This is a genomic window from Caballeronia sp. LjRoot29 (genome assembly GCF_964252755.1).
Classification (GTDB): domain Bacteria; phylum Pseudomonadota; class Gammaproteobacteria; order Burkholderiales; family Burkholderiaceae; genus Caballeronia.
The window spans coordinates 1-14,996 of sequence record NZ_CAXUPU020000068.1 but is presented as its reverse complement, the minus strand read 5'-3'; the positions used below and the strand labels follow the sequence as shown (position 1 = coordinate 14,996).

Below are 14,996 nucleotides of genomic sequence, written 5' to 3'. Positions count from 1 at the left end.
GATGAGCTGGCCGGCACAGCGGACGTAACCTGATCAGCAACGCTGACTGACCCTGGCGCCCATGCGCGACCAGCTGACTCTGGTTTTTCTATCGGTGATATCACACGAGCCGCGCTGCCCAAACGCTTCGAGGCAGAGCACTGACGGCCGCCAAATGTTCGATAACAGGCATATTCGACGCTGCCAGCGTGCCGCCCATCAACTTAATTCATCTGCTGGAAGGATCGTATATGCGCGGGTAAGCCGAGAATGTACGGCGACGCACGCTAAACAAGATGCTTGGCGCGCGCTGTTGCTGCGCCCCGCGAAACGCATCGCACCCCCTGTGGGCAGCTACCGGCGCCGCGGTGACGTACTGCTCAGCTTGGTATCTTCGGTTGCAGTACTACCGCAGTCATTGAGGTCAGCGGTCCCGTCTGCCGGCGGCGGCCGCTGAAGCTCTTGACGAATCAAAAGGGGCTGGGCGCTCGAAGGCGCCACTTCCGAGCGGGAGCTCGCCAATCGAACTCCCACGAACGTACAAAGCGCCGCTTTGAAATTTCCAGCAGAGAAGCGTTCGGCATTTTCACGACAAAATGTCGAATTGAAGCGGTCCGAATGCTGCTCGAACGTGTCGACAGCACCAATCAGCGACTCGATCGTTTGCTCCCTGAAAAATACACCGGTGGGCCGCTCGTCCGGCAAGCCGATGACCGTCTCCAGCGCGCCGCCCTTGCCGAATGCGATGACCGGTGTGCCGCATGCCTGCGCTTCGACGATTGAAATGTTGAAATCCTCTTCGGCCGCAAAGACAAACGCAAGAGCGCGCTGCAAGTGATCATGCAGCACATCGAACGGTTGATATCCGAGGAGCTCTACATTAGGGCCCGCCGCAGCCTTGACCCTGGCCATATCAGGGCCGTCGCCTATGACGACAAGGCGTCTTTCCGGTATCTGTGAGAACGCTTTTACGATCAGATCGACGCGCTTGTGCGGGACCCTGTTCAACACCGTTACGTAGAAGTCCTTCTTATGTATGCCGACCGACAACCCGCCAACGTCGACCGGGGGATAAATCACCGTCGAGTCACGTTGGTAAGCCTGCTGAATGCGCCGCGAGCCGTAACGCGAACTGGCAATCAGATGATCGACACCATTGGCCGAACGCGCGTCCCACCCGCGGACATAGTGCAACAGCATGCGCACAAGAACCGATTTAAGGCTTGACGCGAACCCGGATTCCCTCAAGTTCTGGTCCTGCAAGTCCCGGGCATGGCGGAGAGACGAATGCACGAAGCTCACATGCAACTGGTCTGGGCCGACCAGCACTCCCTTGGCAATCGCGTGCGAATTCGAGAGAACAAGATCGTAAGCCGATAGATCAAATTGTTCTATCGCAAGAGGCATCAACGCCAGATAGCTCCTGTATCGCGTGCGCGCGAACGGGAGCTTCTGGATGAACGAGGTGTACACCCGCCGGTCCTTGAGGAATGAGCGATCTTCCAGAACGTCAACGATGGTAAAAACGTCTGCTTGTGGAAAACATTCCAATATAGACTGGAGGACCCTTTCTGCGCTTTGGGCTGTCACTAGCCAATCATAAACGACTGCTACTTTCATGACCTCTCGCTTTTTGCGCGTAGACAGCTCGGGGTGGTCGCTTGCCACATCGCAAACAGCGTCTGGATCGGACGCAAACTGCTGGCGCTAACATGGGGCACCGCATCGATTAGACCGCTGCAGCCTGGACAGCACTGTTCGATGGCGCACATGTAGATCTTTCTGCAAGCCGGAGAATGCTCCGCCCTTACGAATTGCATTCGTCCGCACAATGTTGCGCAGCGCACCGAGCCTGCCAATAACGGCCGCCTACAATCAGGCTAACTCTTCGAGGGATGAACTTATTGCATTTGTGCGAGGAAAACAGACAAGCAGTGGATTCGGCACGTGCTCCCGTTCCGCGTCAATGCCACTGGCTCCCCGCAAGCATCTCTTAGGCGATGCGACAATTTGACAGGTTCATGTTAGCTTTGTGACGGCCGTCGCGGCAGCGGCCCTTCCCCAACGCAACCGTGACAGGTCACCTCACGTCGTTTTCCATATTTCTTTTCGCTCGGCTGGGCGTCGCAACGCGGCGTAACGCTTAGGCACCAATCAAGTCAGGATACGCAGTCGATGGCTTCTTTCAAAAAGAATTTTGCGGTGTTAATGATGCTGCAAGTTTCGACCTATGCGGCGCCGCTCCTGACCTTGCCGCTGCTTACGCGGGTGCTCATGCCAAGCGGCTATGGGCGTCTCGCGTTTTCAATGGCCTTCATTAATTACTTCGTCGTTCTGACTAATTATGGTTTTGGCTTGACCGCAACGCCGCAGATTTCCATCAAGCGCGACAATCGGGCAGAGCGTTCACGCATTTTTTGGGAAACCATCCTTTCGCAAGCCGTCATCACGGCAGCCGGATTTGTCGTGCTGGTAGCGCTGTCATTCATCTTCGAACGGCTCGCGCAAGATCGCGGCTTGCTGATCCTTGGTTTTGGCACGGCCATTGGCGCCATCTTGATTCCCACCTGGTATTTCCAGGGGATTGAAGACCTCCGCGTGATCAGCATCATCGTGTTCGCGGGTCGCGTGCTGAGCGTGCCGGCCATGTTTCTTCTGGTACGCACAAGCGATGACATCTACTGGGCGATGGGCGTCAACACGTTCGTGCCGTTGCTGTCCGGGATCGCGATCGTCACCTACTTGTACGTGCGCCGCGAACTGGATTTCGTGGCCGTCCCTATACGCGACATTGCGAAAGCGCTGAAGAACGGCTGGAGTGTCTTCATTGCTACGGCCGTCTTCGATATTTTTATGTCGAGCAACGTTGTGTTGCTCGGGTTGATATCGGGCAACGTCACAGCAGGCTACTTCTCGGCCGGCGACAAACTGATACGGGCCGCGCTCGGCATGATGACCCCGTTAAGAAGCGCCGCCTTTCCGCGTATCAGCTACCTGATGCATCACGCACGCGAGGACGCATTCAATTTCTTACGAAAGATGCTTGTGTTTCAGGGAGCCCTCCTTGCTGTTGTATCGTTGACGATTTTCATTGGCGCGCCGTTGGCGGTCAAGATACTTTATGGCGCGCAGTTTTTGCCGACGGTAAACGTGCTTCGATGGATGGCCTTCATACCGCTCATGTCCGGGTTTTCTGACATATTCGGGGTTCAGACTATGCTTCCGCTTGGGATGAGGACGCAGTTCAGCCGTGTGTTTATTGGCTCCGCTTTTTTGAATTTCGGATTGCTGGCTGTGCTTGCCAAGCTCTATGGTGAGCAAGGCGCCGCGGCAACTGTGCTCGTGGTCGAGACGTACCTCGTCGTAGCCATGGCAGCAACGCTGTATTTCGAGAAAGTGCCGCTTCTTAAACGACGTCCCCTCGCCTCATGACTGAAACTCGTATTTCCCTCGTCCTATATTTGCCTGACGTTGTCAGCCGGTATGGCGACATGCACGGCTGCGCATTGCAGATGTGCAACTGGTGTCCTGAGTCAGAAATTCGATTCGCAAACGAAATCGTTCGACGCTGCCTATGAGGCCGTCGGCATATTTTGTTCACACGGACGGCTGTGACTCAACGTTGTAGATGTCGAGATGTCGACGAACTTCGTCTTCCAACCGGTGTGTTGAACAACGGGTCCCGCGCCGAACGTGTTTTTCAATCAGCGTGGCAAACGAACGCTGCACTCGGTTAAGCCAGGAAGCCGATGTTGGAGTGAACTGAATATGAAAACGCGGATGACGTGCAAACCAGGCGCGCACGGTCGGCGTCTGTTGAGTGTCCTACTTTTCCATCAACAGATGCACGTCCAATTGAGGCGCGACGTTCACTTCGATCGCAAGCATGAGATTCAGGAACCCTGGGCCTGCGATGGCGCCGATACAATTGGCCGATGACTTCTCCGGTGGCGATATCCACGCCCGCGAACAGCGTCTTAGTGCCATGGCGTTCGTAATCGTGCATACGTCGCTCGGCTATGCCGGAGGCCAACGGTAGAATTGGTTGAGTCCGGTCCAGTGCTTGAATCTAGCTCCTCTCTTCCACACGATAGATTCCATGAACCTCCGATTTGGGACACTACTGTCTCCTATGTCTCAACTTTCGGATGCAGCTATGATAGATTGCTTGATACTGGCGTCGCCGGTGATTGAATGCTGGCCTTTTGCCCTAAATGCCGCTCAGTTAAGCAACTGAACGGCATTTTTGTTTGGCCTAAACAAACCAGTTGTCAACAGCGGACTGCGATGTTAACTTGCATCGCCATGCTCGCCGACGACCTTACCTATCTTGTCGAATCGCAACGGCCTGTCGAACTGAACCGGCTAAGCGAGCGTCTACCCTGCGATTGGATCGAGGACGCGGTCCAGGCGAGCGGCGCAGCCAGTATCCGTCGGCGACGTTTGCCGGCGCAGCAGGTGTTGTGGCTGCTCATCGCATTAGCGCCGTACCGCTCATCGTTCCCTTGAGCCCGAGAAGGAGCCTGTCGTTGAAAGACGCAGAGTTATACGAGCACGCATCCTGACACCCCTTTTCGACTGCCAACTGGACGGCCGGAACAGGTAGCCGAACTGATCCCTTGCAATGACCCACAATTGTGCGGTCTTCTGTAAACTTCAGTTATCAGGACTACATATCGAACAGATGAAAAATTCGATCAAGCCTAAATTGGCACATCAGGCAGACGAAGTGGCGACGCCGGACGATTTCGGACATTGCTCGATCGGTTGTGGAGAAGCGTAGGCCGGAGCATTCCACTTGCTTGCCAGGATTTGGCTCAAACCAAGGCAGCTATCGATTTCTATCCAACGATCGCGTGAGCGAGCATGATATTTTGAGCGGACACTTTGAGGCAACGTGCGTTCGCTTCCAGGCGACGGAAGGTCCGATTTTGGTGCTGCAGGATACGACGGAGTTCTCATACCAACGAGATCAGCCAGAGTCGATCGGTGCAATCGTCAAGATGCCTTACAGGAAACAGGTGAGCGGTAATCCACCGGTGCGTACAGTATGCGGCATCCTTATGCATTCAAGCCTAGCTATCACGCCTGAAGCTCTGCCATTGGGACTGGCAGCTACCACGTTTTGGACCCGCGAAAAGTTCAAGGGATGTAACGCACCGAAGAAGGCAATAAATCCAACGCGCGTCCCGATCGAAGAGAAAGAGAGCTTTCGGTGGCCGCGTAATCTACAGCAGTCGACAGTTCGCTTCAGCGTTCCGGATCGTGGCATTCATGTCGGTGATCGCGAGAGCGACATCTACGAATTATTTCGTATGGCGAGGAGTTAGGAACTCACTTTCTTGTGAGAACTTGTCAGGACCGTTTGGCCGGCGACGGCGGGCACACCATGAGTGACGAAGTGTCTGCGGTGCAGGTCGAAGGGCTACACCGCGTAGAGACCCGAAACGCGAAGGGCCATTCGTCGCACGCACTTCTCGAAATCAAATATTGTCGGGTCGCGGTCTTGCCGTCGATTGGCAAACGAAGCCGTTATCCAGCACTGCATGCGACGGCGATTCATGCTACGGAAAGAGGTCAATCGACGGATAGGAAGCCGAACAAATGGAAGCTGATCACGGATTCGCCAGTGCACTCCCCTCGTGACGCTGTCGAAAAACTCGACTGGTATGCGATGCGCTGGGAAATCGAGATGTTTCACAAGATTCTGAAGTCGGGTTGCAAAGCCGAAGAGTCGAGGCTGCGCTCGGCCGACCGACTGGCCAACCTAATTTCTGTGTTTTGCATCCTTAGCTGGCGGATATTTTGGTTGACCATGATCAATCGACAAACTCCCGATGCCCCCCTCCAGTTGCGCTCACCCAGGCTGAGGTAGAACTGCTCGACTTAGGTTGTCAAGGATTCGGCCCGAACTGCTCATGTGCCGCCGTTATCGCGCTGTCTTATCAAGCTCGCACAACTCGGAGATTACCTCGCCCGTGTCAGTGATCCGCCTCCCGGCAACACCGTCCTATGGCGCGGCTTGCGTTGCCTCGTCGATATTCAACTCGGCTTCGAACTCGCAAACTGTGGGTAATTCAAGGATCCGCTGACGCTTACCTTGCAATTCAAGAGATTGAGGACGTTGATGAACTTGTGCGTTCGGTGCGAGCCATGGCTTTCAATCGCTTCGAGTCGCGCTCTTTCTTTAGCATTTAGGTTACCGATGTTTTTTCCGTTCCCCGACTTGTCGCCCAGATTGCTCGCGCTTACAGTGTCTTTCGCCAGAACTACACTCGGCGACAGTTCACGCAAGTCACGACATACGTTTGTCGAGCGATGGAGGTCGCGCCGGAGTGCGTCCAGGAAAGGGAAGTCGGAAGCGGGTCAGCGCTCAACGATTAGGTGACACAATAGCCGTAGACGTTTATAAGAGCGTGTTGATTTTCCACGATCCGGTCCGCCCAGAAGCATACTCAGAAATCGGCCCTCTGTCTTGCGATGGATGGGCGCGAGACTACTGATGTCAGCGGTCACAGCTCAAGCTCGCCGCGTGTTACCTTACGTGAAAACTGGCATATCCAGATATGTCTGGTTGCAAGTACCGGTCAGCAGAGGTACGGCCTCATGCGCCGCAGCGCCGCAGTTGGAGGTAACCGGCAAGGCACGGATGCGTGAACGCGAGACATGTACCGTCGCCGGGTCGCAAAGGAACGCATTTCATTCCCGCGAGGGAGGTATCCATTCGGTGCGTAAATACGTTTCGCCGCGCGCTTACGGAGGTTGAGCAAAACGTTTCTGCTGCCTCTTGGCTTCTGCCGAGGCACCAGACCGAGCCATGCGGCGAGTTGACGCCCGCTTACAAAGTTCTTTGCGTCGCCAATAGATGCAACGAATGCGCTCGCGGTGATCGGCCCAATATCTGGCACCCGCGCAAGTCTGAGGCTCGCTTCGCTCTCGCAGTGCCACGCCTGAATTTGCGCTTTGATCTCTTGAACTTGGGGAGCAGGATCTTTCAGATGCTCAATCAGGCGCTGAATCAACAGCTTGAACAATCCTGTCAGATCAATGGCCGTATCCTCAATCAACTCCGGAACCCGCTGGACAACGTGCGATATCCCTTGTGCAACAAAGAGGCCGAATTCGCTCAGGAGACCGCGTATCTGGTTCGCCTGTGCCGTACGCGCTCGAACGAAGCCCTGACGCCCTCGGTGCACCAATAGCACTAACTGCTATTCGAATTTCTTGATTAACACAAAAACGCATATTCGGCCGTGCGACCGCTTCGCAGACGCCTAAGCATCGGCCGCGTCGTTTTTATTCTGCTTGACGTCGGGCTTAACAAATTGCGGCGCGATCAGCCGCACGGTTTGACCCAAGCGATGCAACTCACGAGTCCAATGATGAGCGCTGCCACACGCCTTCGTCCCGATTAGACAGGCGAAGAAGTTGGCGAACAACATCACACCTGATTGCGCTCCAGCGCCTTCCTAAGAAACTCACCTTCACGCTGGCGAGTCCTGAGGCTGCAGTGAATATCCAAATTGCGCCGCGCGGCGATGAAGCTGTTTGATGACACGGCCCCTGTACTGCTGTTCGTAATGATCCGCACCCGGGTCGCGGTAGTCCATGCCATAGCGCATCGCGTTATAAAACAGAACAGCGATCTTGCGCGCCGTCGCAGTCACGGCCTTGGCGTTACCAATTCGGCCGGCAAGGCGCCGGTAGAATGCGCCAAGCGCGGTATTGCTTCTTCCAACGCTCACCGCCGCAAGCCTGAGTGCGACTGTGATGCGGCTGCTGGTTTTGCGCGTGTGCGATGACAGTACTTTGCCACCGCTGATCTTGCAGCCGGGCGCAAGCGTGAGCCATGAAGTAAAGTGCTTGGCGGTTGGCCATCGGCTCAAGTCCGTTCCACATTCGCCAATCAGGCGCAGTGCAAGGAACGGGCCGATGCCGTGAATTTGCGTAAGGTCGGTCCCCGCCAACTGGTACATAGCCGTGCGTACATCGAAGTTGGGATCGCTGGGCATCTTGTTGCGATGTTTCGCCTTCGGCAGCGGTGCTTCCGGAAACGAGTGAGCGATATTGAGAATCGCGACAGCACGTTCGATCTCAACATCGCACTCATCGATGCACTGTTGGTAAAAATCGTAGAGCGCAAGCGCCTGTTTCAAGGCGAATACGTGCTCGGGCTGGTAGTTGCCCACCAGCGCATTTCGAATGGTCTCAAGGTTTTCCTTGCAGCGCACGTCGCGCATTGCCGCCAGCCTGTCTGGATCGCGTTCACCGGCGACGATCGCGCGGATGATGCGCATTCCTGTGATAGTCGCGATCACGTGATGCAGTTGGATATTCATGAAGGTCAGCGCCTTCTGCATATGCTGGATATGCGCGGCGGCATAGTCGGTATGCTTTTCGCGGCAACGCAAGTATGCGCGTAGTTCCGCGATGTCGCGCCCAGGCCGGAAACTTGCCCGTAGCAACCCGCACGCGTGCAGCCGCTGCAACCATTGCGCATCGTTGACGTCGCTCTTCCTTCCGGGGACTGCGCGCGCCTCGCGTGCGTTGGCAAGAATGACTTCAAGGCCCCGAGACTCCAACACCTCGTAGGCGGCGACCCAGTACACGCCGGTCGATTCCATCACGACCGTCTTTGTACCGGTCGCGACGAGCCAGTCGGCCATGCGTTGCAAATCGCCGGTAAATGCCTGGAATGTCTGCACCGGCTCGTCGCACAGATCTGGACTCACGGCAACAACGTGGAACCGTGAACCGATATCGATGCCGGCTGCAAACGGATGAATGATCGGCAACCCTGAGGGCTTGGATCGTGCTCGGTCTTTTGACATCACCCACCTCCTGGATAATCAGGCGCAGGACGGGGACTCGGAATAAATCAATTTCCTAAACGGGGTCGTCCGAAGACGCCGCCACAGATGAGTCCGCAGCTTCCCCTGGGCCAGGTTTTTTGACGGGGTCGAGGCCTCCAAGAAGCATACGGCCACTGTCTCTGCGCGCATCAAGTGTACGCCCCTGAAGTTTCTATTCATGAGGGTCGCGCCCAAGCGCGTAGGGCGGTTTTTTAAGAGCACCCGACCGTGCTCGCTAAAGCGGTGTAAGACAAAAATTTTTCGCCAGATCGAAGCCGACGATCGTAGTCTTCATGGTGGACGCTCCACTCGTTCAAGGCGTTGCCGCGACGTATCCATTGGGTACGTCTATGCCGATTCGGTTGAGGGCGTCCACTCCATTAGTTTCAACCATTGCTCGCGGTCCGCCGCGGCTGGTGATAACGCTCAGCAATGTAATTACTGCGCGGTTGCGGCCACTGGGTTAGCCGAAACGATCGACTTCAAGGTCGAGTAAGTCGGCTTCTGCGTGGTGCCATCGGTCATCAAACCAAAGTTGCCGTCACCGCCGATGTCGGTATCGTCGTAAAGCTCGTACCAGTTGAAGCCGATCACGTTGTACGTGGCCTTTGCAGCGACAAGTTCAGGAATTGTTTTGTTGATATACGCCTGTCCCTGAGCCGTGCTGAAATCCATGTTGACGCCAATTTCAGTGAACATGATCGGCAGGTTGTAGGCTGCCTTCAGCTGTGCCAGTACGTTGTAGACCTGGCCATTGCTGGGGTTGTTCGCAGCTTCAAAATCGCCGCCATCCGAATACCAGTGAAGCTGGATGATGTCGGTCTTGACCACGGGATGCCCGGTCGAGCCGTCCGGCTGAGTGCCGGTCAACATTCCCTTATACCAGCCGAGGTGGAGGTATCCGGCGGACGCCGTATTGATAATCTTGGTTACACCTGCCGTATCGACCGAGCGCCAGCCGTCGTATGCACCACGCATCGCACCACGCCAGATCGGCCACGTGGAATTATCGTAGTCCGAGACATTCACGCCGTCGTTCGTTAAGGCCTTGTTATGGCCGTCCAAGTCATATTCATTGCCGAACTCGACCACTGGGATACCTGCAAACTTCGTCGCAGCATGCGCCGCCATGCCATAGGCGTAGGCGTACGCTGTTGCCTCCGTCGGGTTTCCGTTAGCTGCTGGGTCATTCCAAGGGTAAGCGATGACGAGCGGCAACACCTGGACCCCCTTCCCTAAACCAGATACCACGGTCGATGCAATGGTGTCGATTTGCGCGTCTGAGTACATGTCCTGTCGGAAACTTTTTAGACCCAGATCGGCGAGCGATGCAGATTGAGTAGCGAGCGGCACGGTGAGTGAGTAGCCGCCTTGCACGTAGTGGCCGTTGGTGCCGTAGAACGGAATGGCCGAAGTCGTTGACGTTGACGTCGGCGGCGTCGTGGCAGCGGAAACTGCGAGCGTAGACGTTTTGACCGGAGTAGTGGCAACCGCGGGAGCAGCAACCGCAGGTGCCGCGGTTGCTGCAGGTATCGTGGTTGGGGGCGCCGCATTTGCCGCTACCACCGGACGCGGATCGGTTGATGCTGCCCACCTGTTATCCGACCATACCGACCAAACGTTTGCCGAATTGCTCATATACATCTTCCCTGCGTACCAAAGTACCAGAGTAGCTGTCCCTGTCGAGTTAGTCGTCTGGCCTGCCCTGAAAACCACACCATTATTGAGGGCCCAGACTGCACCCGATGAGTCGTTGATTGCGGTGGCGGGCGGGATCGCCGTTCCGCTAACTGATGCGGGATGCTGTGTACTGTCGACATTGGTAGCTGAACCTGCCACATTGCCATCGTTCGTTGAGCCACCACCGCCGCCGCCGCAAGCGGCTAGTGAAAGGCAAAGCGCCGACATGCCGATAAACTTTCGTTCTACTAACATAATAAAATTCTCCGTTGTCTAATCATCTGATGCAAAGGTTAAAAGAAGCATCCGGATCGACCACGTCACGGCCTGATCTACACGAGCCCTTCCATCTCTCAGTTAGAACTGTCGGTCGCAGCCGCGGAGATGCGGCCTCCCGATTCGTTAATTAGGGGTCCTAACGGACCCAGTAGCAGCAATAGAATTATTACGATTACCTATCGCGGGTAGTGCTAAGCGCTCAGTACATCGACCAAATAAACAGGGTGCGAATCAGTGCATGGATGCCACAAACGGGCGGACAAACGGCGATTTTTTAGTCCGGATGGATTTGCGGATGAGCCGTGAACGCCACGCCGCAGCATGCGACCACTGCAAGACACCGATCACACGGCCTTAGCGAGCCGCGGGTGATGATCTGCATGCCCGCGTCCAGCCGCTAGCGAGAGGCTGAATTCCCAAGCTCGGAGGTACTGAACTCGGCGAACCTGAACGAACGTTCGACGCACCGCGCTTTCTCTGATCAGGCCACTGGCGAAGGCACTGAAAACCCGCGAAATCGAATTGACGAAAGGTAAAAGCGTGCTCGCTAAGAAATCCACGTTAAGCGACAGAGGTAAAAACGGGTAAAGAAACCCCTGATCGCCACGACGGCGTTCGTCTCATCCCTACGCGGCGATGGAGCGTGAACGGAAAAAACTACACGTTACTTCTACCGTTGGAAATAAACTCCCGCGCCGCACAATTTCTGAATGTTACACGAACGAAACGTTTTTATGGAGTAGTAGATACGTAACTCAGTGTAACCGAATGTTTTATCGCGGAACTACATACCGATATTCAGCTCGCTAGCACGCTAACCCCCGTGGCTAAAGGCTCCAGCTGGTGACGCCCAAGTAACGATTTATATCATTTAACTTTCAGAGGCTTCGTAGGTATCATTTTTGAGTCAAAACTTATTAATCTGATTAATAGAAGAGTTTTAGGCGATTGGTCAGATAATTAGAATCGTTTCTTGAAATAAAAACGGTGAAGCGTGCCGGATTGATACGCTCTGCGTAAAAATTGACCGGAAGCTTTCGGACGCCAGTACCGTTTTGGCATATCCTTCGCCGAAGGTTGAAGCGGTGGACTGGGCACCGAACATACGTGTTGCGGTTTGACCCTGAAAAAATGCTGCAAGGATCACCGTCACACGGGACAATAAAGCTTCCGCGTGCTCGCTCGGTCGCAAGAGGTTCGAACCATGTAGTCAGCCTGAAAAATCCCAAACGCCTGTACTGACAGGCGTTTAAGGGCGAAACCGGATTGCCGGAATTGCAGGATATGGGCGTATTAATGCTTGAAACCCTGCAGTGACAAGGTCCGAATGGGTGCGAAAGCACGAGTGACAGAGCGAGATTTCCTCCGCCAACTGCTGCTTGAGCAGATCAATTTGAAGTATCCCTTGGTGCGCTTGGCCGGTTTGATCGATTGGGAGCGACTGGGCACAGCGATGAATGAGAGCTTCATATCCAGTGCCGGACGACCCGCGACATCACCGCGCTTGATCGCGGGCCTGCTCTACCTGCAACACGCATTTGACCTGTCTGATGAGGACGTCGTGTGGCGCTGGTCGAGAACCCCTATTGGCAGCTCCTCACTGGCGAGACGTTCCGGCAAACCGAGCCGCCGATCGATCCTTCAAACCTGACACGCTGGCGCAAGCGCCTTGGTGAGGGGGGCAGATTCGCCGCTACGCCCACGCCAAGCAGTACAAGCGCATGAGGAAAGCGTTGCGTACGCTCCGCTCGCGAGTGGGCCAAGTGATGCGCGATGTCGAACGTCAAGTCGACCGCGCGTCGAACTCAGGTCGTGTTGCGCTGCTGGAACTGATTGCCCTTACGAAGCAGATTCAGTCGCAGAAGACCAAGGATAAGAACAAGCTCCATGCGCTGCATGCACCGGAAGTCGAGTGTCTGACCAAAGGTAAGGTTCGCACACGATATGAAATTGGCGTGAAGGTATCAATCACGACGACTCACAAGGAAGGGCTGGTCGTTGGCGCTCGCTCAATACCGGGTAATCCGTAAGATGGGCACACGCTGGCAGAGGCGTTGGAGCAGGGGCAATTCTGAGCGATGTGAGTCCAGACGTGGCGATTGTGGATCGCGGCTACAAGTGCGTCGGGATCGACGGTGTCAAGGTCTGCCACCCGGGCTTGGGCCGTGGCATCACGCGTGGACTGCGCGCGATGATCCCACGATGTAGCGCAATTGAACCGACCATCGGTCATATGAAGACGGATGGCAAACTTGATCGGAACTGGCTCAAAGGTGCCTTGGGCGATGCGCTGCACGCGGTAGTGCGCGGTGCCGGCCACAACTTGCGGATGATCCTAAGGACGCTGCGGGTTTTCTACGCTCTTGTGCTAGCCCTTCTGCTGAGCTCGGCCGCTCGCGTGTGACCCCAGCGATTACACCACCGGCCGTCAAAACCAATTGTTCAGGGCGGACTATGTACAGCCTAGTCAAAAAAAAGACTCCGCGTCAGTGGAGCCTTTTTTGTCATGCCTGTTCCGGCGCAGCAAGATGTCTCAGCTTGTCACCATCTCCATTTGCTCATCAAGACGCATGATCTGCACGAGTCGCTGTCCGTAACGAGCCGGTGAGAATTCACGCACATCGTATTCCCGCGCGGGCGTTGCCAAATGCGCGGCGAGCGCGTCCAGCGCCTCGCGAAGCGCCTGCGGGTCGCTGCGGAACTTGATTTTGTTGCCAACCTGGTCGCCGAAGGTTGACAGGCTACCGATATCGTTGACCAGCGCCGGCAGGCCGAGCAACGCCGCCTCGATAATCGCGAGCGGCGCGTTTTCTGGCCAAACCGACGGCAACACGATCGCGTCGGCAGAGCGCTGCAGTTCTTCGAAAAGTTCCTCCTGCGGCAGCCGTCCAAAGAACACTACCTTCCCGCTTTCGATTAGCGATGCGAAGCGCTTCTCAAGCATTTCCCGCTCCGGTCCGTCACCGTAAATCGTGAGGCGATTGATCCGCGAGAAGTCTATCGATTGTGCAAGTTCGATAAACTGCGCTAGCCCTTTCTCAGCCGCCACCCGACCGACAAATGCAAGCTTCATTTGATCGTTCGTGCACACCTTAGGGCGCAAGGCGCGCACGTTAACCGATGCGGGGTTGAATACGAGATCGGATTTATTGATGAGGCGGCTCTTCGTCAACGCCTGCTGCATAAAAAGGCTGGGGCAAAGGAAGACGTCGAAGATGCGCTCAGGTTTTGCCAGCATACGCATCGCGTGCCAGTGCATTTTCTTGAGTACATCATGCGCGAAGCCCTTGGGGCTGGATCTCAGCAAGAGCGCGCGCGTCGTGCGCAGGGCGTCCAGCGGCAGGGTTCCAACACCCCGCTTCGTGTAGCTGAGCAGATTCGGGTTGTAGTAAACGAGGTGGAAATCGTGGCAGGTCATGTACGCGGTGTAGCGTAGTTCGCGCTTATATCGTGCGATGACGCGAAGCACCGATGCAGAAAGGACGCTGTGATAGTTGTGGACCAGCACCCGGTGCGGCTTGAAATCGGCCATCACCTTAGCGAGCGCGCGTGCGGCCGCGAAGTTCCACAAGCTCAGTCGGCCCAACACGGGATCACGTAACGTCGTCTGGTCAAAGCATTCGACCTCAACGCCTTCCACTGCACGCAAAAGCTCCACAGACTGGCGGTACACTTCCTCCGCACCACCTTTCTCGGCAAAGTCGTTGATCACCAATATCCGGCATCGTTGCATGCTTGAATCTCCAATATTTCCGGTTCGATGCAGCTGCATGCGCTGTGAGTCGAAACGTCGCCCGTCCGGTTCGTGGGTCAGTGTGGGCTTAGAATTCGGAGCGAACGGGACGCTAGCAGCCGCCAAGTGTGGCGACCGATGCGGACCAGACATATCGGTTTCTCCCTCAGATCGATCGCCATCGCCGATGTCCCCGGTTAAAAGTCGGAAGCGACGAAGTATACGACGAACATCTCGTTTCGAAGGTGCGGTCCGACACCGTTCAAAGCGATCACCTAAAGTTTGCTGACGCTATTTCAGTCGATGAAAGACATTTGACACGAACTGCCGGCGTATTCGGAAAAAGAGCGCTCATTATCAAGGGACCCGTTTCTTTATTACCTGCGTTTCCATGACACTTAGTATTAAGCCGGAATTGGCAGTCCGGTATTTGAACCCACTTAAAATCGGGTCTGGGCGGACGTTCCTTCAAG

8 protein-coding genes and 3 pseudogenes are annotated in these 14,996 nt (G+C 55.6%); 6 read left to right on the top strand and 5 right to left on the bottom strand.

The window, feature by feature from the left end; translation table 11 throughout:
- Window positions 1-333: 333 nt before the first annotated feature.
- Entirely contained in the window at window positions 334-1,599 is a 1,266-nt protein-coding gene (locus tag ACSQ83_RS35470; protein ID WP_436231321.1) for a glycosyltransferase, read from the bottom strand.
- Between the two features lie 555 nt (window positions 1,600-2,154).
- On the opposite strand from ACSQ83_RS35470, the gene ACSQ83_RS35465 reads away from it, so the two are divergent.
- From ACSQ83_RS35465 to ACSQ83_RS35445, 5 genes and pseudogenes are all read left to right on the top strand, one after another.
- Entirely contained in the window at window positions 2,155-3,411 is a 1,257-nt protein-coding gene (locus ACSQ83_RS35465) for an oligosaccharide flippase family protein (RefSeq protein ID WP_436231320.1), read from the top strand.
- 873 nt (window positions 3,412-4,284) lie between these two features.
- A pseudogene (locus ACSQ83_RS35460) lies at window positions 4,285-4,473 on the top strand (transposase domain-containing protein); the annotation flags it as partial.
- Window positions 4,474-4,734: 261 nt separating this feature from the next.
- Entirely contained in the window at window positions 4,735-4,839 is a 105-nt protein-coding gene (locus ACSQ83_RS35455; RefSeq protein ID WP_436231319.1) for a transposase DNA-binding-containing protein, read from the top strand.
- The gene (locus tag ACSQ83_RS35450; protein WP_436231318.1) at window positions 4,836-5,309 is read left to right on the top strand and encodes a hypothetical protein; all 474 of its coding nucleotides are present in this window, start codon (window positions 4,836-4,838) and stop codon (window positions 5,307-5,309) included. The genes ACSQ83_RS35455 and ACSQ83_RS35450 overlap by 4 nt, the downstream gene beginning before the upstream one ends.
- A 59-nt stretch (window positions 5,310-5,368) precedes the next feature.
- Window positions 5,369-5,854: a hypothetical protein gene (locus ACSQ83_RS35445; RefSeq protein WP_436231317.1), complete on the top strand. Its 486-nt coding sequence runs from the start codon at window positions 5,369-5,371 to the stop codon at window positions 5,852-5,854.
- An 830-nt stretch (window positions 5,855-6,684) separates the two neighbouring features.
- Here ACSQ83_RS35445 and ACSQ83_RS35440 read toward each other — a convergent pair.
- The 3 genes and pseudogenes from ACSQ83_RS35440 to ACSQ83_RS35430 form a co-directional block, all read right to left on the bottom strand.
- A pseudogene (locus tag ACSQ83_RS35440) lies at window positions 6,685-7,424 on the bottom strand (IS110 family transposase); the annotation flags it as partial.
- Between the two features lie 39 nt (window positions 7,425-7,463).
- Complete coding sequence (locus ACSQ83_RS35435) at window positions 7,464-8,810, bottom strand: IS110 family transposase (RefSeq protein ID WP_436231316.1); 1,347 nt, start codon at window positions 8,808-8,810, stop codon at window positions 7,464-7,466.
- Window positions 8,811-9,269: 459 nt separating this feature from the next.
- On the bottom strand, window positions 9,270-10,766 hold the full coding sequence (locus ACSQ83_RS35430) for a beta-glucosidase (RefSeq protein WP_436231315.1): 1,497 nt from the start codon (window positions 10,764-10,766) through the stop codon (window positions 9,270-9,272).
- Window positions 10,767-12,117: 1,351 nt separating this feature from the next.
- On the opposite strand from ACSQ83_RS35430, the pseudogene ACSQ83_RS35425 reads away from it, so the two are divergent.
- A pseudogene (locus ACSQ83_RS35425) lies at window positions 12,118-13,194 on the top strand (transposase).
- 129 nt (window positions 13,195-13,323) lie between these two features.
- Here the strand turns inward: ACSQ83_RS35425 and ACSQ83_RS35420 are convergent.
- On the bottom strand, window positions 13,324-14,523 hold the full coding sequence (locus ACSQ83_RS35420) for a glycosyltransferase (protein ID WP_436231314.1): 1,200 nt from the start codon (window positions 14,521-14,523) through the stop codon (window positions 13,324-13,326).
- Window positions 14,524-14,996: the final 473 nt, after the last annotated feature.